Source organism: Bacillus sp. A1, assembly GCF_042296235.1.
Classification (GTDB): domain Bacteria; phylum Bacillota; class Bacilli; order Bacillales; family Bacillaceae; genus Bacillus; species Bacillus velezensis.
This window is the reverse complement of record NZ_CP141181.1, coordinates 3,716,950-3,739,781: the sequence shown is the minus strand read 5'-3', so window position 1 is coordinate 3,739,781 and position 22,832 is coordinate 3,716,950. Positions and strand designations below refer to the sequence as shown.

The following is a 22,832-nucleotide window of genomic DNA, read 5'->3' as shown; positions in this document are numbered from 1 at the left end:
ATGCTATACCACATTTTTCGATTCAATGTTTTCCCTCCTTACAACGCTGACATTCCATTTGAAATAGCGCAAAAAGATGCGGAATATCAGTTTCGAAAGATCAAATCCGGCCATAAACACCGCCATACCTGCTCCAAGAACCATACATCCGTTAAAAATGGCTGTTACAATCGGCACTTTTACAAGGAGAAAGAATGATCCGGTCATCAGCATCAGGCCGATCGCCATCAAACTTAACACCGCAACAGAGGCAAAAAGAAACGGTGTCAGCATAAACATGAAGTTGAACATGCCCATCCCCAGCATCAGGCCGAATGCTTTGAAAAACGAGCGCCATGTTTTCTGCTCCTCGGCATCACTGATGAAAATATCCGCTTTTAAGGCGCGCGCAAGTGTTTTGGGGTTTCCTAAATTGCCCGCGATTTGTTCATCGCTTTTTCCTTCAGCGCCGCCCATTTGGAATATTTCGCCGATATCGGCGAGTATCTCTTTTTGCTCACGTTCCGGCAGATCTTTTATTTCCCGCCGGAGATGTTTTAAATATTGGTCTTTACACATTCATTTTCCCTCCTTAATGATGCTGTTCACTTTTTCGGACAGGTCAAGCCATTCCGATTTTAATGTTTGATGATAAAAGGCGCCTTCTTCTGTTACTTTGTAATATTTGCGTGATGGGCCTTGATCGGAAGCTGCTGTATACGTTTTTAGGTAGTTATTTTTTGTGAGTCTTCGTAATATGGGGTAGATGGTGCCCTCCGATACAGGGAACGTTTCACTTATGATCTTGATTAATTCATAACCATATAAATCTTCATAAAGAAGCAGGGATAACACACAAAGTTCTAACGCTCCTTTTCGTAATTGGCTACTCATTTACTATCATTCCCATCATATCTAATAATTGTATTCTCTATACAGTGTATTGCACAGTAGCTAATCGATCAATAATTCCCAAGAACCATTTCGGATGAGGAATTGAATCTTTATGCTTATGTGCGGGCGGGGACCGAGATGCGCAGCCCTTGCGGGAAGAAGGCCTCCTGAACAATGTTTACATTAATATAGATCAGGATGCGCGTCATTGACAAATGGCAAAAACCCCTTTTTCCATGACAAGGAAAGGGGTTTTTCCGTTATTCGGCCATTTTTTCTAAATTGCCGTTCCGGTCCATTTTAAAGGACGGAGAGGCATGTTCGTCGTCTTCAAATAAAACTAGTTTTCTGGCTCTGTTCATAATTTTCACCAAGGTTTCGTAGTCTTCCTGAATGGTTTTTTGATCTTTTTCAAGCTTTTCGACGGCCGCTTCCAGCTGCTCGGTTTTAGACTGAAGTTCTTGGTTTTCCCGTTTTAAACGGTCATTTTCCATTTGCAGGGCGGAAGTTTGCTTTCCGCTGCCTTCATAGCTCTGCAGAAATTGAATGACATCTGCCATTGTGAGCTCCGCCTTTTGGCTCGGCTGCTGAGGCGCCAGCAAATGTGATAAACTAGCTAACTCTTCCTTGAAGCTTTCATCGACATAAGGCATATGTTCGCCGGACATGACGGCTTGCCGATCTTCTTTTGGCGCTTCCGTTTGAACCGTCTCTTCGGCTGCGGTTTCCTGCATGATGTCCGCATCCGGTGCAGGCGGCTGGTATAATAGTTTCTTCTTGGCCGGCTGGCCGTTTCCGAGCGCGCGCATCCGCTGTTTCCGCTGTTTTTTGGCAAGCTGAAGCGCTTTTTCATATTGATGGCGGACGACAGCATTCCACCTGAATCCGCACGCTGCCGACGTTCTGTTTAATTTATCGCCTACCTCTTCAAAGGCATTCAGCTGCGTGCTTCCTTCCCGAACGTGACGGAGCACGGTTTCCGCAAGCAGCAGGTCATTTTCCTCCGACCAGGCGTCCTGTCTTTGTTTTGTCAATGTTCTCAACCCCCAATATCTTTGATGGTATTAGAATGTCCAGATTGGAAAATATTTATACAAATTGGCTGAAAGAATGAGAGATACGCAGAGCCTTGCAGGATAAGATGAATCCTTGTACAATGAGATGTGATGTGATTTTTTTCGTTTTTAAAATTAAGATTTAACATAGAGGAACATTGAATGAAGGGAAGCGTACATCATGGCTAATGAATTCCGAGTGTGTGATGATTGCCAGGCCACCAATATTAAGACTTTGCTGCCGCGTTTGAAAGAAGCTGACCCGGATGCAAAAGTGGAGGTCGGATGTCAGTCATATTGCGGGCCCGGACGCAAAAAATCGTTTGCTTTCGTAAACAACCGCCCGCTGTCGGCGCCGACTGAGGACGAGCTGATTGAGAAAGTGAAAAAGAAGATCAAAAAGTAAATGTGTATTTTACGACAGCCTCGCCCGATGGGTCAGGCTTTTTTGCTTCAAAAAATCAATGACGGAAAACTGGAACAAAACGCCGGACAAATTCAAGGATGTTTTCAAATTACAGAGCCGATATAATAGAATCACGGCTAAAAAAAGAGGGAATGACGATGGCGTATCCAAACGGAAAATTATCAGAAGAAAAAGTGTTTAAAGATCCCGTTCACCGCTATGTTCATGTGCGGGACAAGCTGATCTGGGATTTGATCGGCACCCGTGAATTTCAGCGGCTGCGCCGGATCAAACAGCTCGGTACGACGTATTTGACGTTTCACGGCGCGGAACACAGCCGTTTTAACCATTCTCTCGGCGTCTATGAGATTGTCAGACGAATGGTTGATGATGTTTTTAAAGGGCGTTCTGAATGGGATGACAATGAACGCGAACTCTGTCTCAGCGCCGCGCTTTTGCACGATTTGGGACATGGGCCGTTTTCGCATTCCTTTGAAAAGGTTTTTCATCTGGATCATGAAGACTATACGAGGGAAATCATTCTCGGCGACACCGAGGTGAATCAGGTTCTCAGAAAGGCGGGACCGGGATTTCCCCAGGATGTTGCCGAAGTCATTGCCAAAACATACAAAAACAAACAGGTGGTCAGCCTGATTTCGAGCCAGATTGACGCCGACAGGATGGATTACCTTCAGCGGGACGCATACTATACGGGCGTCAGCTACGGACATTTTGATATGGAACGGATTTTAAGGGTCATGCGTCCGCGAGAGGACCAGATCGTCATTAAGCAAAGCGGCATGCACGCCGTCGAAGACTATATTATGAGCCGCTATCAAATGTACTGGCAGGTGTATTTTCATCCCGTGACGAGAAGCGCAGAAGTCATTTTGACGAAAATTCTCCACCGTGCGAAGCAGCTCCATGAAGAAGGGTATATATTCACTCATGCTCCCGTTCATTTTTATTCCATTTTTGAAGGGAAGCTGACGCTTGCGGATTACCTGAAGCTTGATGAAGCCATCATTTTATATTATTTCCAGGCTTGGGAGGAAGAAGAGGACCCGATTCTGTCCGACTTGTGCCGCCGCTTCATTAACCGCCAGCTGTTTCAATATGCCGAATTTAATCCGAATGAGGAAATGTCGGCTTATTTTGAACTGACCGCTCTGTTTAAAGAGGCGGGAATTGATCCCAATTACTATTTAGTGGTCGATTCTTCATCGGATCTGCCGTATGATTTTTACCGGCCGGGTGAAGAGGAGGAGCGTCTGCCGATTCATCTGTTAACGCAGAACGGCCAGATCAAAGAGCTGTCCAGGCAGTCCGCCATTGTCGAATCCATTTCGGGCAAACGCCGGACGGACCATAAGCTCTACTATCCGATGGACCTCATTTGTGACGATTCAGAAAACCCTGAAGCAAAATTAAAAATCCGGCAGCTGCTGGGACTGACATAGAAGGATTTTGGTAAAGAAGGAAAAGGAGATGTCGGGAATTTGTTGAAAGAACATGCAAAACTGATGAAGGTGTTCTCGGATTCTGGAGAAATCATCGGGCGGAAAAAGCTGCAGAAAATCATTTATATCGCGAAGAAAATGCAGTATCCTTTCTACGAAAAATATGATTTTCATTTTTACGGCCCGTATTCCGAAGAACTGACGCTTCGAATTGAAGAGCTGTGCAATCTTGGGTTTCTGGATGAGGTGAAGGAAAAAAAGGGCGGCTACTTTCAATACCGGTACTCGCTGACGGAGACGGGAGCCGAGTTTTTACATCATGCGGAGCTTACGATGCCGGATATGAAGAAGTACATCGACAGCGTCAACAGCCGCTCATCCCGGTTTCTGGAGCTGGTGTCTACGATTTTGTATTTTGACGGCCTTGAAGCTGAGGAAAAGAAAGAGAAAGTGTTTACGATAAAAAGCAAACAGAAATATACAGATGAAGAATATGATGAGGCGCTTCACTACATAGAAGAGCTGAAACATATTTGTTAAAGGCGATGGCTTTCGTCTTTTTTGATGAAAAAACCAGGCCGCGATAAAGCGGGCCTGGTTTTGTTTATTGTCTCAATTTGCTGTGCTTGTACGAATATAAAAAGTAAACGATGACGCCGATGATCAGCCAGACGGCAAAATAAAGCCACGTTTTCAGCGGCAGATTGACCATTAAAAACAAACAGCAGATAATGGCCAAAATCGGCAGTACTGGTACAAAAGGCACTTTAAATCCCCGCGGCAGATCCTTATGGGTGCGGCGCAGAATCAGCACGGACAGACTGACCATGGCAAATGTCAATAGCGCGCCGATGTTTGAGAGATCTGACAGCTCTTTCAGATCAACAAAACCCGCGATGCAGGCGCTGATCAGTCCGATCAGCCATGTATTAAAGATCGGCGCTCCCGATTTCTTTCCGACAATGGTAAAGACTTTCGGCAGCATTCCGTCTCTTGCCATCGCAAAAGATATACGGGTCGCCGCATATGTATGGGCGAGAACGACGGCCATCAGTCCGATCACCGCACCGGCAGCGATAACGCCCGCCACCGCGTTTTGTCCGACAGTCTGTAACACATATGACATGGCTTCCGGCACATTAAGCTGTGAATACGGAACCATACCCGTCATGACGAGACAGACGATGACGTATACCAATGTACAGATCACCAGTGAACCGATAATACCGATCGGCAGGTTGCGCTGCGGTTTTTTGACTTCTTCAGCCGAAGCGGAAATCGCGTCAAACCCGAGAAACGCAAAAAAGACGGCAGAAGCCCCTGTAATGACGCCTTTGATTCCAAAAGGCATAAAAGGATGCCAATTGCCCGGCTTTACAAAAAAGCTTCCTGTGATGATAAACAGCAAAACAATTCCGATTTTTACGAGAACCATTACATTATTAAAGGTTTTGCTCTCCTTGGAGCCGCGTGACAGAACGACGGCAATTAATAGAGTAATGATGATGGCAGGAAGGTTGACGATGCCCCCCTGGCTCGGCACGTGCAGCAGACTGTCCGGCAAAGGCATGCCGATTTCGGCTAACAGATTATTAAAATAACTTGACCAGCCGCTTGCCACCGCCGACGCCGTCACCATATAAACGGATAAGAGCGTCCAGCCCATTAAATGGCCGACAATTTCTCCCATGGTGGTATAAGAGTAAATATAGGCGCTTCCGTAAACCGGGAGAACAGAAGCGATTTCGGCGTAACATAATGCTGCAAGGCTGCAGACAACGGCTGCAATGATAAAAGAAAAGATTACGGAAGGCCCGGCGTTTTTCGCGGCCGTAATGCCTGTAAGAACCATGACGCCCGTCCCGATGACGGCGCCGATGCCCAGTAATGTTAAATCAAATCCACCCATCGTTTTGGCAGTCTGCCTGTTTCTGCTTTGTTCAAGCAGCTGGGTGATGTCTTTTTTTTGTAGGATATTCCGCAACACGCATCCCTCCATCCAAAAGCAAAAGCCAAGAGGGACTCTTTGGCTTTTACCCGTGTCACATTCTGTGTAATCGACAATCCTGTGTTCTGTTTCCCCGTCTGTTCCGTTTCTTTTCCAGTCATATTGTCTGCCGCATCCGATCAGATTATCCTTTCTGTCAAACGCAGTCACCCTTAATGATTTTACCTGAATCATGTCTATAAAACCAGCATTGCATAAAAGGGATGGGTGAAAAAGTAGGAGATAATAGTCTGTATAGGGCAGGATAAAAGTTGCGGGCTTTCCGGCCGAAATTTTGACTTTCCCCGCGAGGTATCAGTAAAATGTAATAAAAAACAATCAAATGATGATGGATGCATCTTGAAATGGGGAGTTTCTGCATGGAGCACGATATATTGCAAGCAAATGTACTGGATTACGCGCTCACGAAATATTTAAAGAGCACGAAAAAGCTTGATGAGGCGACAATTCCGAAGAGTATAAACAATATCAGAGGATTTATTCTCAGGATTATTTACCGGCACGGCACGTGCACGATTAAAGATATATTGCAGGAAGTCACATTATCGCCTTCAGCCACGACAACCGCTCTGAATCATTTAGAAAAAGAAGGTTTCGTGGAAAGGTCGAGAAATAACGAAGACCGGCGCACGGTATGGATGACGCTTTCCGAATCGGGAAAAATGGCGGCCATGCAAATGATTGAAAACCGGCAGATGCTCATTGACGAGCTGTTCGAAGCATTGACAGAGGAAGAAAAGAACACCTTTTTCAGCCTCGTTGAAAAAGTAATGAAATAAGCCGGCCTGACATAGCAGCGCCGGCAGTTATCAAGGATTACTCCGTATCGCTGATCCGTTTGCCGGCGACGGCGTAATGATCCTTTCTCATTTCTTCAATCATGACAATGATCTTTTCTTCGGCTGCGCCTGTCGTTTCTTTTACGGCTTCTGTCACTTTTTCAACCAGATTCCGTTTTTGTTCATCTGTGCGGCCTTCAAGCATTTTAACGGTTACGAGCGGCATGGTGCTGATCCTCCTTTATCGTTTCCTCTCTTTGGAAGAGAGATCACTTATAGTATACTGAATGAAGGACAATCTTGCATTTTTAAAAAAAGGGGATTTTGACATTTGGACAGATTTTTATATTATCCGCTGGAGCTTATGCCCTATGTCGTGATTACGCTGATCGTGGCATTTACGATGCATGAACTGGCGCACGCGTATGTCGCGTATCGGTTCGGAGACGATACCGCGGCGAGACAGGGCAGATTAACGCTCAATCCGATTAAACATCTTGATGTTTTCGGAACGATTCTAATTTTGGTCGCGGGTTTCGGCTGGGCCCGTCCGGTGCCGGTGAACCGCCGCGCCTTTAAAAGACCGCGGCTGGCGGGAGTGCTGGTTTCCGTCGCCGGGCCTGTAAGCAACCTGCTTCTTGCCTTTATCGGTTTCTTTTTGCTAGTGTTGATGCATGCTTACGGAATGGAGCTGCTTTCAGCATTCAGCATGGGCCTTGACCGCTTTTTCTCTATTTGGATTCAGCTGAATCTCGCGCTGTGTTTATTCAACCTGCTGCCGCTTCCTCCGCTTGACGGCTACCGGATTATTGAGGATCTCGTGCCGCCGCGGGTGCGCGCCAAAATGACTCAGTTTGAGAGTTACGGGATTATCGTGTTTCTCGTGCTGTTTGTGACACCGGTCGGCTCCTATGTCGTGTGGCCGCTGTTAAGCGAGGGGAGAGACTGGATTCTCAAGGTATTTGCCATTATATTTCAACCGCTTTTGTAGGAGGGTATTTTCATGGAAGAAAAAAAGAAGAAAACAATCGGATTTAATATTATTAAAAGTGATCCGACCGACGGACATGGCGGTTTTGGCGCCGGGGCGCTGAGCCTTGACAATATTTCTCCGGTATTTGTCGATGTGGAAGAGAAGGAAGCCTTCGTTGACATCGGCGCAATGCATGCCCGCAGTGTCGTTGAAAAAGGCATCAAATTCCTGCCGAACAAAGATGAAGTGCCGAACGGAAAACCGTACTGGCTCGTGTGGGTCACCATCGACAGAAAAGAAGAAGGCCCTTATTACGCGGGTGTGACGGCTTGTGAAATGACCGTGGACAGAAGTATCCGCAGAGGCTATAAGTCATTGCCGGAGCATGTGAATTTAATGGATAAATCAATGAAGCGCTGCATTATCGTGGATAAAATGGACGCCAGCTCAAAGCAGGTGCTTGCTGAATTTCTGCAGAAGCATGACCAAGGGCTCTGGGAACGTTCATCCGATGAATTGAAAACAGGTCTGCTCCCGGAAGAAAAATAATTTATGAAATTTTTGTGAACTTTATAAATATTTGCACTATTTTGCAATTGTACTGAGTAAACTGTTGATACAGAATCAGGACATGGAAAGTCCCGAGCCGAACCAAGACTCGGGGTTTTTCATGTTTACGCGGAGGTTTCATCATGTTCACCGTCTTTGAAATCGGGCCTTGGGTCATTGAAGCAGATGCGGCGGCAACGAGAAAACAATACGAAAAATCATGGCCTGATCCTTGTGATTGCGGGCACTGCCGGAACTTTTCCGAGGCGGTGAATCTCCTTCCCGCCGAGAAAACAAGGCTGTTTACGCAGTTTGGGATTCGTCCGGCTGTCTGTCACGACTTGGGGGAGCATGGAAAGGAAAACGGCCTGCATCATTATGCGGGCAGCTATCCGATTGTCGGCATGCTTAGGGAAGGCTGGCCGAAGTTTCATATTGAGAGAGCGGGAGATACCCGCTTTTCGTTTTCTTTGCCTAGTACAACATTTTTTATACCGAAGGGTTTTCCTGACCCTATTATCCATCTCGACTTTTCACTCTTGCTCCCATGGGTGCTTGAGGAAGACGCGGAGTAAAGCCCGGCGCGCAATGCACCGGGCTCAGTCTTTTTTGCCGAGCCACTTATCCCACCACTTTTTGCGCGGAGCTTCTTTGCGGGCGGGAGCGTGTTCCTTTTCTTTTTTAGACGGTTCCGGCCCGTAGCACACATCGGCGGGCTCTGTGCCTGCGATAAAATACGTATAATGCTTTGCGGCGCATCCGGGTCCGGAAGTGTAGCCGGATGCGGGATCGATATAGACGCCCGTGACGCCCTTCGGCGGTTTAAGCGCTATTTCCGGTTCTCCTTCGAGCGCCTTCTCCATAAAGTCCGCCCAAATCGTCTTCGCATAGCTTTTTTCTTCTACTGAATCAATCGTGCTGCTTTTGTCATAGCCTGTCCACACACCGGCGGCAAGAGCCGGATTAAAGCCGATCATCCAGCTGTCTGCGCTGGTCGTGCCTGATTTCCCGCCGTACGTCCGGGTCAGCCTGTCAGAAATGGTGCGTCCCGTGACGGAAGTATAGCCGTTTAAATCCTGATCAAACATGCCCGTCATCATGCTCGCCGTCACAAAAGCGGCTTTTTTATCAAGCGTCTGCTGATGTCCGCGCGGCTGTTCATACAAGATGTTGCCGGCGGTATCCGTCACTTTTGTGATAAAGGAAGGGGTGATTTGTTTTCCCCCGTTTGCGAGCATCGCGTAGGCATTAACCATCTCAATCGGGCGCACGGGTTCAGTTCCGAGCGCCAGAGACGGAAGGGGCTTTAAATGTTCGCTGATGCCGAATTCCTTTGCCGCCGACACGAGCTTATTCATGCCGAGAAAGAGATGGGTCTTCACGGCATAGATGTTGTCTGATAACGCAAGCGCCTGAAGCAGCGTAATCGGTTTATTGGCGTAGTAGCCGTTGTAATTGCTTGGAGAATAGGTATCTCCGTTGTCGTCAATCTGGAACTCTGTGGCTTCGCTTTTCATCAGCGTGACCGGTGTAAAGCCGCTTTGAATCGCTTTGTAGTACAAAAGCGGCTTGATCGTGGAAGCCGGCTGCCGTTTCGCCTGTGTCGCCCGGTCAAACGGGCTTTTTTCGTAGTCACGTCCGCCGAGAAGCGCAAGCACGCGCCCTGTTGCCGGATCAATCGCGGAAAAGCCGACCTGAATGTCAGAGCCGGTACGGATCGTATGTGCCACAGTGTTTTCCGCAATCCGCTGCATGCGCTTATCAAGCGTTGTATAAACACGCAATCCGCTCGTTGCGAGCTGTTCGCGCGTCATGCCGAGCTTTTTCTCGAGTTCTTTCATCGCATCATCGTAAAAATAAGGCGCCGTTTTCGCTGCGGTTCTGTTTTTCAGCGGCTGATAGGCAAGCGGCATTTTCTTAAGCCTTTCTGCCTTCGTTTTTGAGATCATTTTTTGTCCGGCCATTAGTCGGAGAATGGTTTCCTGGCGCTGTTTGGCCTTCTTTTCGCTGACATATGGCGAATAGCCGGACGGGCCTTTCGGTATGCCCGCCAGAAGCACGGCTTCCGCATCGTTCAGATCTTTGGCGTGTTTGCCGAAATACAGGCGCGAGGCGGCTTCAATTCCATATGCGCCGTGGCCGTAATATATCGTATTTACATAACCTTCTAAAATCTCGTTTTTAGAATAGTTCTGTTCAAGGCGGATCGTGTAAAATGCTTCGTTCCATTTTCGTTTCCATGTCTTATCATGCTCAAGGTAGAGATTTCTCGCGTATTGCTGGGTGATGGTGCTTGCGCCCTGAACCTTGGCCATTGCCTTTATGTCAGCCAGCGCGGCGGCGGCCATCCGCCGGTAATCAAAACCGTGGTGATTGTAAAAGTTTTGATCCTCCACCGCAATCGCGGCCTGCACCGCTGTCGGATTGATATCTTTTAACCGGACCCAGTAGCGCTTTTCCCCGAAATCGGTCTCACCTAGCTTTGAGCCGTCATTTGCATAAAGAATCGTAGACTGAGGAACCCGGACGGAGGGGGCGCCCTGCCATTTCGCTGCAAGAAGAACGGATGTGAAGCAGACGCCGGCCAGCATTCCGCCGATCAGTGTCAGAAAGATGCAGGCGCGGATGATTTTGAACGTGATTCTGAGCTGTTTTCCAGATACTTTATCCACTTTTGGGAACCCCCTTTTTCATGATTCTATTATTATGTGAAAAAAGGGGGTTTTTTAAACATATCAAACCGGACACTTCTTTACTTTTTCCCCTCCATCCTCTATACTTTTTCCTTAGGTGAAAATGAGATTTTAACCGGAATAAAAGCGATACAGACGCTTACAATAAATGAAATAAGCCTTGAAAGGGAGATGACAATTGAGCGAGCTTTGGTATACGGAGAAGCAGACGAAGAATTTCGGCATTACATTAAAGGTGAAACAAACATTACATACGGAACAGACGGAATTCCAGCATCTGGAAATGGTGGAAACAGAAGAGTTCGGCAACATGCTGTTCTTAGACGGAATGGTCATGACTTCTGAAAAAGACGAATTCGTCTATCATGAAATGGTTGCGCACGTCCCGTTATTTACGCACCCGAATCCGGAAAACGTCCTCGTTGTCGGCGGCGGAGACGGCGGTGTCATCAGAGAGATTCTGAAGCACCCAAGCGTAAAAAAAGCGACGCTTGTCGACATTGACGGCAAGGTCATTGAATACTCTAAAAAATTCCTTCCGTCCATTGCGGGCAAGCTTGATGATCCGCGCGTCGACGTGAGAGTCGATGACGGTTTCATGCACATCGCGAAATCAGAGAATGAGTATGACGTCATCATGGTTGATTCAACAGAACCGGTCGGACCGGCCGTCAATCTGTTCTCAAAAGGCTTCTATGCCGGAATTTCCAAGGCATTAAAAGAAGACGGCATCTTCGTCGCGCAGACGGACAACCCGTGGTTTACACCGGAACTGATTACAAACGTACAGCGTGACGTGAAAGAAATCTTCCCGATCACCCGTCTGTATACGGCTAATATCCCGACGTACCCGAGCGGCCTGTGGACATTTACGATCGGTTCTAAAAAGTACGATCCGCTTGAAGTGGAGGACAGCCGTTTCTTTGACATCGACACGAAATATTACACGAAAGAGCTTCACAAAGCGGCATTTGTTCTTCCGAAATTTGTGAGCGACTTAATCAAATAAAAACGTACGGCGCAGGAGCGAATCTTGCGCTTTTTTACAGGAAAGCGAGGGTTTTATCATGAGGTTTGATGAAGCATATTCAGGAAAAGTATTTATCGCAAGCCGCCCCGACTGGAAAGAGGCGGACGCCATCCTTTACGGCATGCCGATGGATTGGACGGTCAGCTACCGTCCGGGTTCGCGTTTCGGCCCGGGGAGAATCCGCGAGGTGTCTATCGGTCTTGAAGAATACAGCCCGTATCTCGACCGTGACTTGGCTGATTTGAATTTCTTTGACGCCGGCGATATTCCGCTTCCGTTCGGCAATCCGCAAAGAAGCCTTGATATGATTGAAGAATACGTGGACAGCATTTTAGAAAAAGGAAAGTTCCCGCTCGGCATGGGAGGGGAGCACCTTGTATCATGGCCTGTCATAAAAGCCATGTATAAGAAATTTCCGGACCTTGCCATCATTCATTTTGACGCGCACACCGACCTGCGCACGGATTATGAAGGCGAACCGCTTTCCCACTCTACTCCGATCCGCAAAGCGGCCGAGCTCATCGGGCCGCAAAACGTATTTTCATTCGGCATCCGTTCCGGAATGAAGGAAGAATTTGAATGGGCGAAAGAAAACGGCATGCACATTTCTAAGTTTGAAGTGCTTGGGCCGCTGAAAAAAGTGCTGCCGCAGCTTGCGGGACGCCCTGTTTATGTCACGATCGATATCGACGTGCTTGACCCCGCTCATGCGCCGGGAACGGGCACGGTTGACGCAGGAGGCATCACGTCTAAAGAATTGCTCGCGTCCATCCATGAAATCGCACGCTCAGAAGTCAACGTAAAAGGCGCCGACCTCGTAGAAGTCGCGCCGGTCTATGACCACTCAGAACAAACCGCAAACACGGCAAGCAAGATGATTCGTGAAATGCTGCTTGGGTTTGTGAAATAAAAGAATTTCCCCCGCTTGAAACACGCGGGGGATTTTTATATTGTATATAAACTACTTAGAAGTTAGTTATTTTACCATTAATAATTGATGTTATTGATAAAAATTATATAATAGGGTATTATTTAGTAAATACATCTTTAGAAAGGAAGTTAGAATGAAAACAGCAGTAGAAAATGAATTGGAATTAAAAAAGATTGAAATTTCAGTAATTAAACTGATAATTGCTGAAAAACCTAATAAAGAGATCGCTAAGTCATTAAACTACTCGCAGCGTAATGTCGAATATATCATAGCCGGTCTCTGTAAAAAGTGGAATGTGAGTACTAGAGTCGGTATTGTTTCGGAAGCATATAAAAGGAATTGTATACAGTGAACGATATGAAAGAAAAACCCCTATTGAGGGGGTTTATTTATATATGCTAAAAAAACATTCTATACAGGAATGCCGTAAAAATAAAAACTGAGATTGTCAGGTAGTTCAAATTTGTTCTCCATTTCAGAAGAATAAACAAAAGAAATAAGTATGCAATATTGAACAAATCAAAGATAGAAAAAATCAAATGATTACTTGTGAAAAATAAACTAGTGTTTGGATGTGCTGCGAAAATATTTTTGAATGATATAAGTAAAAACTTAATTGCGACCGGGATGTTAGAAAACATAAATAGGGAATAAAAAGTTTTGATCTTAATTTGAGCGCCAAGAAAATTTATAATGAGAAATAATACAAATCCTTCAAAAATCACCCCGAACATTAAAAGAAACAGTGCGGCTATTGCAATGATATAATCTAAATGTTTTACTTGCTCAACAACTTGTATAGGGATGTTTTTGGGAATTAAACTTTTCATAAAAGGTAATAGGGAACTTAAATAAAAAGCTAGCCCGATAATATAAAACAAAAATGAGGACAAAAAATTAATGTTTCGGTCCTTAAATGAAGATAATTCAATTTGCATAATCCTAAGAGACTCCTTTTATAAAGATAGGTGTAATAAATGTTTCTAACATAGCTGCTATCATTAAACCGAGAAATATAATACCAATATATTTAAAAGTGAATTTTAAATTTATTTTGAGGAGTAATAAATCCAAAGTTAATTTCATTCCTACAGAAGCTGCAAGAAGCAATACCGGGACTTCAATTATTCCATGGGGTATAACAAGCAGTAAAAGGTTTAAATTGTCTTTGATGTTTCCTATGGCATTTCCTAAAATTAATCCATTAATAATTAAAACTGCAATCGTGCCAAGTGACAGCGTCAACGGGCCTAAAAAAACAAGCAGACTCGCTACTTTAATATTATTAAAGAAAATCTGAAAAAAATCCGGACGGATATTTCGATTTAGATTATTTACATTTGAAGCGGGATCTGTATAAAAATAAGCTGTAAATAAAGCAATTAAAAATAAGATCAGACAGAGTATGTACAATTTGACTAAAACGTTCTTTTTAAACAAAGTATTTTCATCCATTCGTTTAAGGGACTGCCAGGGATATTGAATTTAATGTTTTATGTTAAGCTGCTGCTGTACTTGCTGCAGCCAATTGTTCTAAAACGGCTAATGGCAAGCCTGCACCAAGAGATCCTAAAACAGTAATGATAGCCAGGACTGAACCCGTTGCGGTGATAGCACTGACAATCCAACTAGGAGCTATTATTCCAGCTCTGTTTAAAATATCGATGACATCCATGCTTAAATGATTATGTTTTATACTGAAAAGAGCGAGAACAATGATTCCTGATGCTACTAATGTAAAAATCGCTTTACTATTTTGTGTTTTTAAAAGTAGACTCATTTTTTCCTCCAATTTTTTCAATATCCCCAGCAAGTTAAATAATAAAATATATTGGAAGCTATTTGAATTGCGGATTTCCGAAAAAAATAGTTAAGAGGTGAAATCCGTTAAGGTATCTGCTGACTTATTTCAGTACAAAGAAAGCCGGACCATATGTATGATCCGGCTTTCTTTGTACTGAAACATTTATACTTTTTTTTTAAGAATAATATCAAAATAATCGGCTGCCCCATAACCTGAAATAGGAGGAGCAAATATTTGGACCAGCTTCCATCCTTGCTGCGAATACTTTTCAATAATTTCTTTATAGTCTTCTTTAGGCTTTCCTTTCCACCGGTTTACTTCTACTTTTATGAACTTATATTCGTACATTGCTGTATAATCCTCCGGAAGTGTATTGGAATTGTTACCTTGTTTTTCGATTATGATAAACTTGAATCCATAAATAGAGCGCGCAGCCTATTAAAAGTATTGGAAATTGCCATCCTGTATTTCCGTTTTTAAAATAATCTATTAATGACCATATCAGTAAAGCGACAGTATAAAAACTAAATGCTATTCTGGCGGCTATACCCGATTGGTGTTTTTGCATCTCATCCATTTTCTTCATAAGAACCGCTCCCTTAATTTTTTTTGGCGTTATAGTTGAATACTTTATCTATTCCCGTATTTAATGCGTGAGCTATCGAAAAAGCCAGACTTAAAGTCGGGTCATATTTATTATTTTCAATTGCATTGATGGTTTGTCTGGTCACATTGCAGAGCTTAGCCAGATCATTTTGTGAAATATCAGCTGCTGTTCTAAGTTTTTTTATATTGTTATCCACTAAAACCCTCCTTAAATATTTTTATCTTTATTTTAAATTTTCAAATTTATATATATTTATTTTAAATAATATATGTATATGTGTCAAATACTTTTTACATATTTGAATTTTAAGGTATACTTTTTGTTTTTGCAAATTAGTTGTTTATATAAAAAACGGCTTGCAGTTTAACCTGCAAGCCTAAAAGTAATCATTATTTAAATCATTCCGCGCTGAGCAACTTCAAATTGATGTTCCGGTGCACTTGCAATGTCGGCTGAAACAAAAATAGTGCCTATCGCTAAGCAAGTAAGTGCTAATTTATACTTCAATTTCATACAACTTCACACCTCCTTGAATCTGCTGTCTTGTTTCTTCCACCTTTAAAAAATATGCGGAAGCCTTCTCGAAATTTTCTCTTTCATGATAATATTTTGCCACATCTAAGGCAAAATCTTCAAGATCAGCATACATCAATTTATCTCTGAGAAAGTCAAAACATTCCATGATTGCTTCTTCATCAGGCTCACCGACATATAAAGATTCTAAAAATTCATACTCGGCTATATATAGGGAATCTTCTGCCTCCTCTGCATAAGATATCCCTTTGTCATGATATTGTCTGGCTATGGCCGTATTTCCGATTTTATAATGTATTTGTGTGATTAAGAAATAGGCTTGCGGGAGAGAAGTGATGATGTTCCCATCTTCAAAAACAGCTATTGCCCGTTTTATGTAGTCAATGGCTGGTTTGTAATTTTCTTGGCTGTTAAAACAAAGTCCGATATTATATAGAGTCCGGCCCATTAATTGAGGCTGCTGTTCTGCCTCTGCCATGGCATAAGCTTTTTTAAAATGCTGAATTGCTTCATCATATTGCTTTAAGTCAAGAAAGTTGGTAGCGAACAATGAATGGCACTGAAGCACCCTTATATTATATGCCTCCTGCTTATGATAAATTTTATAAGCCTGCCGGGCATAATCCATAGAAAAATAAGTCTGCTTCATATAATAGTAGGACTCTGACATCTTAAAATAAAATTCAGCTTTCTCGATACAATCTTTGACAAAATCAAGCTTATATTCAGCTTTCTTAAAAAACTGAATCGCTGAAAGATATTCACGGCATTCCAGCTCATACATCCCCCGGAAAAAATTAAAATAATAATCAAGCCGTCCGGTCAGCCGGGCCTGCTTTTTATCAATATCCGCGAGCAGATCCGATAGTCTCGGCTGTTCTTCTATCCGCTGCGATTCCAGCGGTTCGAGGTATTCGAGCATCAGATTGTGACGGAATTCCATGAGAGAATAGTATAGATGAAGATCCTGATCATCTTCCAGACCTGCAAGTTCTTCTTTGATTTCTCTCCGCAAGTACTCGGCGTCCGGGATGCTGAACCTTCGAATGTACATATACCATTCGTTGATTTTTTCTCCAACCGCTGAAGATGATAAAACACTCGCCACTATTCCGAATCCCTCCCTTCCACGTTATGTATATGACATATTTTATCATTTTCATTCGGAAGGATAGCGCAAAAATACCGCAAACTTTTCCCCGTTGACAAAGCCGTCCGCCGAAGGAACCGCATTTATCCCGCAGACCGGGATTTCCGGTTTTTTCATTTTCCTTAAAAATCATGTTTATCTTCAAAACCAATCAGCAAAGATGGTAAGATAGGAGGAAGCGGTTGAACTTTTTCCCTTGAAAACTTATACTATTCAGGTTAAGCGGGATGATGAAAAGGAAGTGTCAGCATGAGACAGGAGACACCAGTAGCCATTCATGTGCAATCATTCATACACAACGGCTCAGAAGAAGAGTCGGTTGAATTTACATCGAGTGGATTCTATTACGTGAGAAACGGCAAAACGTATCTTTCCTATCACGAAGAGCATGATTTGGGCAAGATTAAAACGGTCGTCAAGATCACAGAAAAAGAGATTCTCGTGATGAGATCGGGCGCCATCCAAATGAAACAGCGGTTCATTCCGGGGGCATCGACACTCACTCAATATAAACTGCCGTTCGGACAAATGGAGCTCCGTACGGAAACGAAAAACATACAAGCTGATGTCGGCGGTTCGGAAGGCTCCGTCAAAATGACATATAACATGACTGTAGGCGAAAACCAAGAACATGTACATAACATGACGATCCAATATAAGGAGGAAACAAAGGCATGAATATTGCGGAACAAATGAAGGACGTGCTGAAGGATGAGATCAAAGCGGCCGTTCTGAAAGCGGGCCTGGCGGACGAAAGCCAGATTCCAAGCGTACTGTTAGAAACGCCGAAAGAAAAAACACACGGTGATTATTCCACAAATATGGCGATGCAGCTGGCGAGAATCGCAAAAAAAGCGCCGCGCCAAATCGCTGAGGAGATCGTGGCGTCATTCGATAAAGGCAAAGCTTCCATTGAAAAGATGGATATTGCGGGACCCGGCTTTATCAACTTTTACATGAACAACAGCTACTTAACAAAACTGATTCCGTCCGTGCTTGAAGCGGGTGAACATTACGGAGAGACAAACATCGGACAAGGCGAAAAGATTCAGGTCGAATTCGTATCGGCCAACCCGACGGGAGATCTTCACTTAGGCCATGCGCGCGGTGCGGCGGTAGGTGACGCGCTGTGCAGCGTGCTTTCTAAAGCGGGCTATGATGTGAGCCGCGAATACTATATTAATGATGCGGGCAATCAGATTAACAACCTGGCGCTTTCCGTTGAAGTCCGTTATTTTGAAGCGCTCGGTCTCGAGAAACCGATGCCGGAAGACGGCTACCGTGGCGAGGATATTATCGCCATCGGGAAAAAGCTTGCCGAAGATTTCGGCGACCGTTTCGCACATGAAGAGGAGAGCGAACGTCAGGCGTTTTTCCGTGAATACGGCTTAAAGTACGAGCTTGATAAACTTCGCTCCGATCTGGAAAATTTCCGCGTGCCGTTTGACGTATGGTATTCTGAAACGTCACTGTACGAAAACGGAAAAATTGATCAGGCGCTCGAGGCGCTTCGCGAAAAGGGCCATGTATACGAAGAGGACGGCGCGACATGGTTCCGCTCCACAACGTTCGGCGACGATAAAGACCGTGTGCTGATCAAAAAAGACGGCTCATACACTTATTTGCTGCCGGATATCGCATACCATAAAGACAAACTTGACCGCGGATTCGACAAGCTCATCAATGTATGGGGCGCGGATCACCACGGGTATATTCCGCGTATGAAAGCGGCAATTGAAGCGCTCGGTTACAAGAAAGGCACATTGGAAGTTGAAATCATTCAGCTCGTTCATTTATACAAAAACGGCGAAAAAATGAAGATGAGCAAACGTACGGGGAAAGCCGTAACGATGCGCGACCTGATTGAAGAAGTCGGCTTGGATGCCGTGCGTTATTTCTTCGCGATGCGCAGTGCTGATACGCACATGGATTTTGACTTGGATCTTGCCGTATCCACATCTAACGAAAACCCTGTGTATTATGCGCAATACGCACATGCACGTATTTGCAGCATGCTTCGCCAAGGGGAGGAGCAGGGACTTAAACCGGCGGCAGATCTTGATTTCAGCCATATTCAATCAGAAAAAGAATATGACCTGCTGAAAACGATCGGCGGCTTCCCTGAGGCAGTGGCAGAAGCGGCGGAAAAACGCATTCCTCACCGTGTCACAAACTATATTTATGATCTGGCTTCCGCTCTGCACAGCTTCTACAATGCGGAGAAAGTCATCGATCCGGAAAATAAAGAGAAGAGCCGCGCGCGTCTCGCTTTAATGAAGGCGACGCAAATTACGCTGAACAATGCGCTTCAGCTGATCGGCGTATCGGCTCCGGAAAAAATGTAATGATGATCAAAGGACAAAGTCTTCGGGCTTTGTTCTTTTTTTGTATATAAAGCGTGTGATGTAATTCACAATCCCGCACACTGAGTTTTTGTATGATAAGACTGATATTGAATCAGTGAAAGGGGCAAGCCGAATGATCAATCGTCAACATATTCAATTATCGTTGCAGTCATTAAGCTTAGTGGCAGGGTTTATGGTGTGGGTGCTGATTTCATCGCTCATTTCTCAAATGACATCAGATATTCATTTAAGCAAAGGCGAGATTTCATTGGTGACGGCGATTCCCGTTATTCTCGGATCGCTTCTCCGTATTCCTTTAGGATATTTAACGAACAGGTATGGCGCGCGGCTGATGTTTATGATCAGCTTCATCCTGCTTTTGTTTCCTGTATTTTGGATCAGTATCGCGGATTCTTTATTTGATTTAATCGCGGGCGGCTTTTTCTTAGGGATCGGAGGAGCGGTATTCTCCATCGGAGTGACGTCCCTCCCGAAATATTATCCGAAAGAAAAGCACGGTGTCGTCAATGGGATTTACGGTGCCGGAAACATCGGGACCGCCGTTACTACCTTTGCGGCGCCGGTTATCGCTCAAGCCGCGGGATGGAAAGCAACCGTGCAGATGTATCTTGTTTTGCTGGCTGTTTTCGCATTACTGCACGTTTTGTTCGGCGACCGGCATGAGAAGAAAGTCAAAGTTTCCATAAAGACACAAATGAAAGCCGTTTACCGAAATCATGTGCTGTGGATGTTGAGCCTGTTTTATTTTATTACGTTCGGCGCCTTTGTCGCCTTTACCATCTATCTTCCGAATTTTTTGGTTGAGCATTTTGGGCTGAGCCCTGCGGACGCCGGTTTACGGACGGCCGGCTTTATTGCGGTCTCTACACTGCTCAGGCCTGTGGGAGGGTTTCTTGCAGATAAATTGAGTCCGCTCCGTATTCTGATGTTCGTTTTCGCAGGGCTTACGCTGTCAGGCGTCATGCTGTCATTCTCCCCGACGATCGGCCTTTATGCGTTTGGATCGCTGACAGTGGCAGTCTGCTCAGGGATTGGAAACGGGACGGTATTTAAACTGGTGCCTTTCTACTTTTCGAAGCAAGCGGGGATTGCCAACGGTATTGTGTCAGCTATGGGCGGACTGGGCGGTTTTTTCCCTCCGCTGATTCTGGCAAGTGTATTTCAGGCAACAGGCCAATACGCGATCGGGTTTATGGCGCTTTCAGAGGTCGCGTTAGCCAGCTTTGTTCTTGTGATCTGGATGTATTGGCAGGAAAAAATGAAAACACATACGGAGAGAAACAGTCAGAGTCTCAATTCATAATGATCCATTCACAAGATTGTTAGTTTTTTCTGGGTGAGTGCAAATCAAGTCACGTTACAATATACATACGCAACGTGACTTTCTTCGAGGTGAGCTCATGAATATTCTCTCTGTCCGAAAATCTGATAAAGAACTTCTTTCCCGCGAACTGCATGAATTGCTGGAATCGATCAGTACGAAAAGGAAAATGAAAAAACACACTTATTTGTTTCAAGAAGGAATGGATGCAAAAGAGCTTTATCTGATTCAATCAGGACTCATTGAAATCGGCAAGCTGACGTCTGACGGAAAAGACCTGACGCTTAGAATCTGCCAAAAACACGATATTGTCGGGGAATTGACGCTATTCACAGATGAGCCGAGATATATGCTCAGTGCGAAAGTGTTAGAGGATGGCGAGGTGCTCGTCATTAATAAAAACAAGCTGGAAAAGGAATTGATCCAAAACGGTGTTTTGACGTTTGAATTTATGAAATGGATGAGCACCCATCTTCGAAAAATCCAGTCCAAAATCAGGGACCTGCTTCTTCACGGTAAAAAGGGGGCGCTCTATTCCACCCTTATCCGCTTATCAAACAGCTACGGGGTGGAACGAAGCGACGGGATTCTGATTAACATTGTGCTGACAAATCAGGATTTGGCTAAGTTTTGCGCGGCGGCAAGGGAGAGCGTCAACCGCATGCTGGGAGACCTCCGCAAACAAGGGGTTATTTCGATAGACGAAACCGGAAAAATTATTTTGCACAAGCGGGACTATTTACGATGCGAGATCGAGTGTGAAAATTGTCCGCTTGAGATCTGCAATATTGACTGAAAAAACAAGGGCAGCCGGTGTCCTTGTTTTTCAGCTTGTGATACATACACACATGACGGCGAAAAAGAAGCCGGCATTTACGATTTCCAGAATGCCGATCGTTTTCACGGGCCAGTCTCTTCCGTGAAAAAACCAGGCCCGCAGACTGCTTGGGATAAAAGCGAGAAACGCCCAGCCTGCCCCGAGAAGAGCCGATAAAAAGGGGAGCAAGAGGTGATATCCCCATGACCAGTATGCAAAGGTTCTGTTTTTTCTCTCCCGTATGACCGACTTCACATAAAAAGAACTCCCGATAAAAAATAAAGTAGACTGCAAGAAAATAAACCAAGCCCAGCCGTCAAGGGTTCCCGTTCCCAGCCAGCAGCTCGCAAGCCCGCCTGAACAAAAGAACAGAACACCCGCAATATCATTCGTGAGCGCCCGCTCGTTTTTTCGGCGGGCATAATGCGTATGTATGAGAAACAGCGGCAATAAAAAAACGCCGATCCAGACGAGCTGCGGCTTATGAAAGACAGAAATGATCAAAAAGCAGCAGGCGGGAAAACCGTAATACCATATCCACTTTTGATAAGGCTGAAGCTGTTTCTTTTTCAAAGCGAGCGAAACGGGATAAACCGCTAAGTATAGGAAAAGCCAGCCCAGAAAGAGCGGAATATGCCAGAAAACCGGGCCTCCCTTGACCATGCCGAGTAAAAATGGAATCAGCAGCATCGCCCATGCGCCGTGCTGCTTCGGAATCATCGCCTTCATCGAAACCCTCCTTTTTATTTCATTATAAGTGCAGACACTCTCCTGATAAGTGACTTTTATCATACAAGCTGTGAAATACATCACTGCCGCGCGGGCTCAATCGGGCTACACTAAAGCTATCCTTAGCACAGGAGGCTTTCCTATGAATCAGTGTGACTATTTATTGTTTCTGAAACAACTTCCTATGTTTAATGAAGTGCCTCTGTCCATTGTCGAAACTTTGCTGAAAAACGGGACGTTTATCCGCGGCTCATCTGACCAATCTCCATCCTTTCTTCATTCACAATCCGTTTATATTGTATTAAAAGGCAATATCCGTTTTACGGACAGCAGGCTCCCTGAAGGGTCGCAAACCGTTGCGCTGTGGGAGAAAGGCGATGTGTTTCCGATTGATGAAAAAGGCGGGCTCTATTTATCGCCTTTTATCTCAGTCAATGCCTCACCGGATATTCTGGTACTCCATATTCCATATTCCATATTTAAGCAAATGATGTCTTACCATCCGCGGCTGCAAATGAACTTTTTGGCGATGCTTCAGCAAAATGTCTTCTGTTCCTATCAGTTGTTTTTGCGGTATCTGCATACATCACGGGATGAAAACGCTGAACCCGGTTCTTAAACAGAACCGGTTTTTTTGATGACGCGGGCGTCCCCATATCGTTTGAAAATCCTTCCTGCTGCTCTGTGTGAACGTTTTGTGAAAAAAGCAGAGTGTGTGACATAGTTCACAAGGTGATGCGCCGTCTC

The 22,832-nt window shown here is 44.8% G+C and carries 29 protein-coding genes; 15 read left to right on the top strand and 14 right to left on the bottom strand.

Features of this window, described 5'->3' with window-relative positions:
* Nucleotides 1-3 precede the first annotated feature (3 nt).
* The 3 genes from U2H13_RS18425 to U2H13_RS18415 all read right to left on the bottom strand — a co-directional run bounded on the left by U2H13_RS18425 (nt 4) and on the right by U2H13_RS18415 (nt 1,907).
* The gene (locus U2H13_RS18425) at nt 4-558 is read right to left on the bottom strand and encodes an HAAS domain-containing protein (protein ID WP_088461817.1); all 555 of its coding nucleotides are present in this window, start codon (nt 556-558) and stop codon (nt 4-6) included.
* Nucleotides 559-873, bottom strand: a complete 315-nt coding sequence (locus U2H13_RS18420; RefSeq protein ID WP_007614461.1) for a PadR family transcriptional regulator — start codon at nt 871-873, stop codon at nt 559-561.
* A 260-nt stretch (nt 874-1,133) separates the two neighbouring features.
* Nucleotides 1,134-1,907 (bottom strand): RsfA family transcriptional regulator, encoded by a 774-nt coding sequence (locus tag U2H13_RS18415; RefSeq protein WP_012118695.1) that lies wholly within the window; start codon nt 1,905-1,907, stop codon nt 1,134-1,136.
* Between the two features lie 202 nt (nt 1,908-2,109).
* Here U2H13_RS18415 and U2H13_RS18410 point away from each other — a divergent pair, with 202 nt between their 5' ends.
* The 3 genes from U2H13_RS18410 (at nt 2,110) to U2H13_RS18400 (ending at nt 4,334) form a co-directional block, all read left to right on the top strand.
* On the top strand, nt 2,110-2,334 hold the full coding sequence (locus U2H13_RS18410; protein ID WP_003151034.1) for a DUF1450 domain-containing protein: 225 nt from the start codon (nt 2,110-2,112) through the stop codon (nt 2,332-2,334).
* A 158-nt stretch (nt 2,335-2,492) separates the two neighbouring features.
* The gene (locus tag U2H13_RS18405) at nt 2,493-3,794 is read left to right on the top strand and encodes an HD domain-containing protein (RefSeq protein ID WP_109567282.1); all 1,302 of its coding nucleotides are present in this window, start codon (nt 2,493-2,495) and stop codon (nt 3,792-3,794) included.
* Between the two features lie 39 nt (nt 3,795-3,833).
* Complete coding sequence (locus U2H13_RS18400; RefSeq protein WP_007407653.1) at nt 3,834-4,334, top strand: YwgA family protein; 501 nt, start codon at nt 3,834-3,836, stop codon at nt 4,332-4,334.
* Between the two features lie 64 nt (nt 4,335-4,398).
* Here U2H13_RS18400 and U2H13_RS18395 read toward each other — a convergent pair whose 3' ends face one another.
* A complete protein-coding gene (locus U2H13_RS18395; protein WP_050496158.1) occupies nt 4,399-5,793 on the bottom strand; it encodes an amino acid permease in 1,395 nt (464 codons plus the stop codon).
* 368 nt (nt 5,794-6,161) lie between these two features.
* Here U2H13_RS18395 and U2H13_RS18390 point away from each other — a divergent pair, with 368 nt between their 5' ends.
* Nucleotides 6,162-6,581, top strand: a complete 420-nt coding sequence (locus U2H13_RS18390; protein ID WP_007407650.1) for a MarR family winged helix-turn-helix transcriptional regulator — start codon at nt 6,162-6,164, stop codon at nt 6,579-6,581.
* Nucleotides 6,582-6,618: 37 nt separating this feature from the next.
* On the opposite strand, the gene U2H13_RS18385 is transcribed toward U2H13_RS18390, so the two are convergent.
* Nucleotides 6,619-6,807 carry a 2-hydroxymuconate tautomerase gene (locus tag U2H13_RS18385; RefSeq protein ID WP_003151042.1) on the bottom strand — a complete coding sequence of 63 codons (189 nt, stop codon included), beginning with the start codon at nt 6,805-6,807 and terminating at the stop codon, nt 6,619-6,621.
* A gap of 105 nt (nt 6,808-6,912) precedes the next feature.
* On the opposite strand from U2H13_RS18385, the gene U2H13_RS18380 reads away from it, so the two are divergent.
* The 3 genes from U2H13_RS18380 to U2H13_RS18370 all read left to right on the top strand — a co-directional run bounded on the left by U2H13_RS18380 (nt 6,913) and on the right by U2H13_RS18370 (nt 8,678).
* On the top strand, nt 6,913-7,572 hold the full coding sequence (locus U2H13_RS18380) for a site-2 protease family protein (protein ID WP_003151043.1): 660 nt from the start codon (nt 6,913-6,915) through the stop codon (nt 7,570-7,572).
* A 12-nt stretch (nt 7,573-7,584) separates the two neighbouring features.
* A complete protein-coding gene (locus U2H13_RS18375; protein ID WP_007407649.1) occupies nt 7,585-8,103 on the top strand; it encodes a YwhD family protein in 519 nt (172 codons plus the stop codon).
* A 143-nt stretch (nt 8,104-8,246) separates the two neighbouring features.
* A complete protein-coding gene (locus tag U2H13_RS18370; protein ID WP_376700570.1) occupies nt 8,247-8,678 on the top strand; it encodes a hypothetical protein in 432 nt (143 codons plus the stop codon).
* 24 nt (nt 8,679-8,702) lie between these two features.
* On the opposite strand, the gene U2H13_RS18365 is transcribed toward U2H13_RS18370, so the two are convergent.
* A complete protein-coding gene (locus U2H13_RS18365) occupies nt 8,703-10,775 on the bottom strand; it encodes a transglycosylase domain-containing protein (RefSeq protein WP_376700569.1) in 2,073 nt (690 codons plus the stop codon).
* Nucleotides 10,776-10,974: 199 nt separating this feature from the next.
* On the opposite strand from U2H13_RS18365, the gene speE reads away from it, so the two are divergent.
* From speE to U2H13_RS18350, 3 genes are all read left to right on the top strand, one after another.
* Nucleotides 10,975-11,805 (top strand): spermidine synthase, encoded by an 831-nt coding sequence (gene speE / locus U2H13_RS18360; RefSeq protein ID WP_003151052.1) that lies wholly within the window; start codon nt 10,975-10,977, stop codon nt 11,803-11,805.
* A 58-nt stretch (nt 11,806-11,863) separates the two neighbouring features.
* Complete coding sequence (speB, locus tag U2H13_RS18355) at nt 11,864-12,736, top strand: agmatinase (RefSeq protein ID WP_053285340.1); 873 nt, start codon at nt 11,864-11,866, stop codon at nt 12,734-12,736.
* A gap of 154 nt (nt 12,737-12,890) precedes the next feature.
* Nucleotides 12,891-13,109 carry a LuxR C-terminal-related transcriptional regulator gene (locus U2H13_RS18350; RefSeq protein ID WP_003151056.1) on the top strand — a complete coding sequence of 73 codons (219 nt, stop codon included), beginning with the start codon at nt 12,891-12,893 and terminating at the stop codon, nt 13,107-13,109.
* Between the two features lie 590 nt (nt 13,110-13,699).
* Here U2H13_RS18350 and U2H13_RS18345 read toward each other — a convergent pair.
* The 7 genes from U2H13_RS18345 to U2H13_RS18315 all read right to left on the bottom strand — a co-directional run bounded on the left by U2H13_RS18345 (nt 13,700) and on the right by U2H13_RS18315 (nt 16,810).
* Nucleotides 13,700-14,212, bottom strand: a complete 513-nt coding sequence (locus U2H13_RS18345; protein ID WP_031304384.1) for a stage II sporulation protein M — start codon at nt 14,210-14,212, stop codon at nt 13,700-13,702.
* Nucleotides 14,213-14,255: 43 nt separating this feature from the next.
* Nucleotides 14,256-14,537: a hypothetical protein gene (locus U2H13_RS18340; RefSeq protein WP_007407643.1), complete on the bottom strand. Its 282-nt coding sequence runs from the start codon at nt 14,535-14,537 to the stop codon at nt 14,256-14,258.
* Between the two features lie 186 nt (nt 14,538-14,723).
* Nucleotides 14,724-14,909: a DUF4177 domain-containing protein gene (locus U2H13_RS18335; protein WP_376700568.1), complete on the bottom strand. Its 186-nt coding sequence runs from the start codon at nt 14,907-14,909 to the stop codon at nt 14,724-14,726.
* A gap of 34 nt (nt 14,910-14,943) precedes the next feature.
* Complete coding sequence (locus U2H13_RS18330) at nt 14,944-15,147, bottom strand: hypothetical protein (RefSeq protein ID WP_007407641.1); 204 nt, start codon at nt 15,145-15,147, stop codon at nt 14,944-14,946.
* Between the two features lie 13 nt (nt 15,148-15,160).
* On the bottom strand, nt 15,161-15,364 hold the full coding sequence (locus U2H13_RS18325) for a helix-turn-helix transcriptional regulator (RefSeq protein ID WP_003151064.1): 204 nt from the start codon (nt 15,362-15,364) through the stop codon (nt 15,161-15,163).
* A gap of 197 nt (nt 15,365-15,561) precedes the next feature.
* Nucleotides 15,562-15,681, bottom strand: a complete 120-nt coding sequence (locus U2H13_RS18320; protein WP_021494790.1) for a PhrC/PhrF family phosphatase-inhibitory pheromone — start codon at nt 15,679-15,681, stop codon at nt 15,562-15,564.
* Nucleotides 15,665-16,810 (bottom strand): tetratricopeptide repeat protein, encoded by a 1,146-nt coding sequence (locus U2H13_RS18315; protein WP_376700566.1) that lies wholly within the window; start codon nt 16,808-16,810, stop codon nt 15,665-15,667. Before U2H13_RS18315 ends, U2H13_RS18320 begins: the two co-directional genes overlap by 17 nt.
* A 291-nt stretch (nt 16,811-17,101) precedes the next feature.
* On the opposite strand from U2H13_RS18315, the gene U2H13_RS18310 reads away from it, so the two are divergent.
* The 4 genes from U2H13_RS18310 (at nt 17,102) to U2H13_RS18295 (ending at nt 21,335) form a co-directional block, all read left to right on the top strand.
* Nucleotides 17,102-17,530, top strand: coding sequence for a DUF1934 domain-containing protein (locus tag U2H13_RS18310; RefSeq protein WP_014419128.1), 429 nt, complete (start codon nt 17,102-17,104; stop codon nt 17,528-17,530).
* Nucleotides 17,527-19,197 carry an arginine--tRNA ligase gene (gene argS / locus U2H13_RS18305; protein WP_160216625.1) on the top strand — a complete coding sequence of 557 codons (1,671 nt, stop codon included), beginning with the start codon at nt 17,527-17,529 and terminating at the stop codon, nt 19,195-19,197. The genes U2H13_RS18310 and argS overlap by 4 nt, the downstream gene beginning before the upstream one ends.
* Before the next feature lie 133 nt (nt 19,198-19,330).
* Nucleotides 19,331-20,521, top strand: coding sequence for a nitrate transporter NarK (narK, locus tag U2H13_RS18300; protein WP_032875893.1), 1,191 nt, complete (start codon nt 19,331-19,333; stop codon nt 20,519-20,521).
* A 97-nt stretch (nt 20,522-20,618) separates the two neighbouring features.
* Complete coding sequence (locus tag U2H13_RS18295) at nt 20,619-21,335, top strand: Crp/Fnr family transcriptional regulator (RefSeq protein ID WP_014419126.1); 717 nt, start codon at nt 20,619-20,621, stop codon at nt 21,333-21,335.
* Between the two features lie 30 nt (nt 21,336-21,365).
* Here U2H13_RS18295 and U2H13_RS18290 read toward each other — a convergent pair whose 3' ends face one another.
* Entirely contained in the window at nt 21,366-22,085 is a 720-nt protein-coding gene (locus U2H13_RS18290) for a YwiC-like family protein (protein WP_115941143.1), read from the bottom strand.
* Between the two features lie 142 nt (nt 22,086-22,227).
* Between U2H13_RS18290 and U2H13_RS18285 the strand changes: the two genes are divergently transcribed.
* Nucleotides 22,228-22,704, top strand: a complete 477-nt coding sequence (locus U2H13_RS18285) for a Crp/Fnr family transcriptional regulator (protein ID WP_021494793.1) — start codon at nt 22,228-22,230, stop codon at nt 22,702-22,704.
* Nucleotides 22,705-22,832 lie beyond the last annotated feature (128 nt).

Coding starts and splice junctions, on each gene's coding strand:
- U2H13_RS18425 (WP_088461817.1), bottom strand. CDS start 558: ATGTGTAAAGACCAATATTTAAAACATCTCCGGCGGGAAATAAAAGAT.
- U2H13_RS18420 (WP_007614461.1), bottom strand. CDS start 873: ATGAGTAGCCAATTACGAAAAGGAGCGTTAGAACTTTGTGTGTTATCC.
- U2H13_RS18410 (WP_003151034.1), top strand. CDS start 2,110: ATGGCTAATGAATTCCGAGTGTGTGATGATTGCCAGGCCACCAATATT.
- U2H13_RS18405 (WP_109567282.1), top strand. CDS start 2,493: ATGGCGTATCCAAACGGAAAATTATCAGAAGAAAAAGTGTTTAAAGAT.
- U2H13_RS18395 (WP_050496158.1), bottom strand. CDS start 5,793: ATGGAGGGATGCGTGTTGCGGAATATCCTACAAAAAAAAGACATCACC.
- U2H13_RS18390 (WP_007407650.1), top strand. CDS start 6,162: ATGGAGCACGATATATTGCAAGCAAATGTACTGGATTACGCGCTCACG.
- U2H13_RS18385 (WP_003151042.1), bottom strand. CDS start 6,807: ATGCCGCTCGTAACCGTTAAAATGCTTGAAGGCCGCACAGATGAACAA.
- U2H13_RS18375 (WP_007407649.1), top strand. CDS start 7,585: ATGGAAGAAAAAAAGAAGAAAACAATCGGATTTAATATTATTAAAAGT.
- U2H13_RS18370 (WP_376700570.1), top strand. CDS start 8,247: ATGTTCACCGTCTTTGAAATCGGGCCTTGGGTCATTGAAGCAGATGCG.
- speB (WP_053285340.1), top strand. CDS start 11,864: ATGAGGTTTGATGAAGCATATTCAGGAAAAGTATTTATCGCAAGCCGC.
- U2H13_RS18350 (WP_003151056.1), top strand. CDS start 12,891: ATGAAAACAGCAGTAGAAAATGAATTGGAATTAAAAAAGATTGAAATT.
- U2H13_RS18345 (WP_031304384.1), bottom strand. CDS start 14,212: ATGGATGAAAATACTTTGTTTAAAAAGAACGTTTTAGTCAAATTGTAC.
- U2H13_RS18340 (WP_007407643.1), bottom strand. CDS start 14,537: ATGAGTCTACTTTTAAAAACACAAAATAGTAAAGCGATTTTTACATTA.
- U2H13_RS18335 (WP_376700568.1), bottom strand. CDS start 14,909: ATGTACGAATATAAGTTCATAAAAGTAGAAGTAAACCGGTGGAAAGGA.
- U2H13_RS18330 (WP_007407641.1), bottom strand. CDS start 15,147: ATGAAGAAAATGGATGAGATGCAAAAACACCAATCGGGTATAGCCGCC.
- U2H13_RS18320 (WP_021494790.1), bottom strand. CDS start 15,681: ATGAAATTGAAGTATAAATTAGCACTTACTTGCTTAGCGATAGGCACT.
- U2H13_RS18310 (WP_014419128.1), top strand. CDS start 17,102: ATGAGACAGGAGACACCAGTAGCCATTCATGTGCAATCATTCATACAC.
- argS (WP_160216625.1), top strand. CDS start 17,527: ATGAATATTGCGGAACAAATGAAGGACGTGCTGAAGGATGAGATCAAA.
- narK (WP_032875893.1), top strand. CDS start 19,331: ATGATCAATCGTCAACATATTCAATTATCGTTGCAGTCATTAAGCTTA.
- U2H13_RS18295 (WP_014419126.1), top strand. CDS start 20,619: ATGAATATTCTCTCTGTCCGAAAATCTGATAAAGAACTTCTTTCCCGC.
- U2H13_RS18290 (WP_115941143.1), bottom strand. CDS start 22,085: ATGAAGGCGATGATTCCGAAGCAGCACGGCGCATGGGCGATGCTGCTG.
- U2H13_RS18285 (WP_021494793.1), top strand. CDS start 22,228: ATGAATCAGTGTGACTATTTATTGTTTCTGAAACAACTTCCTATGTTT.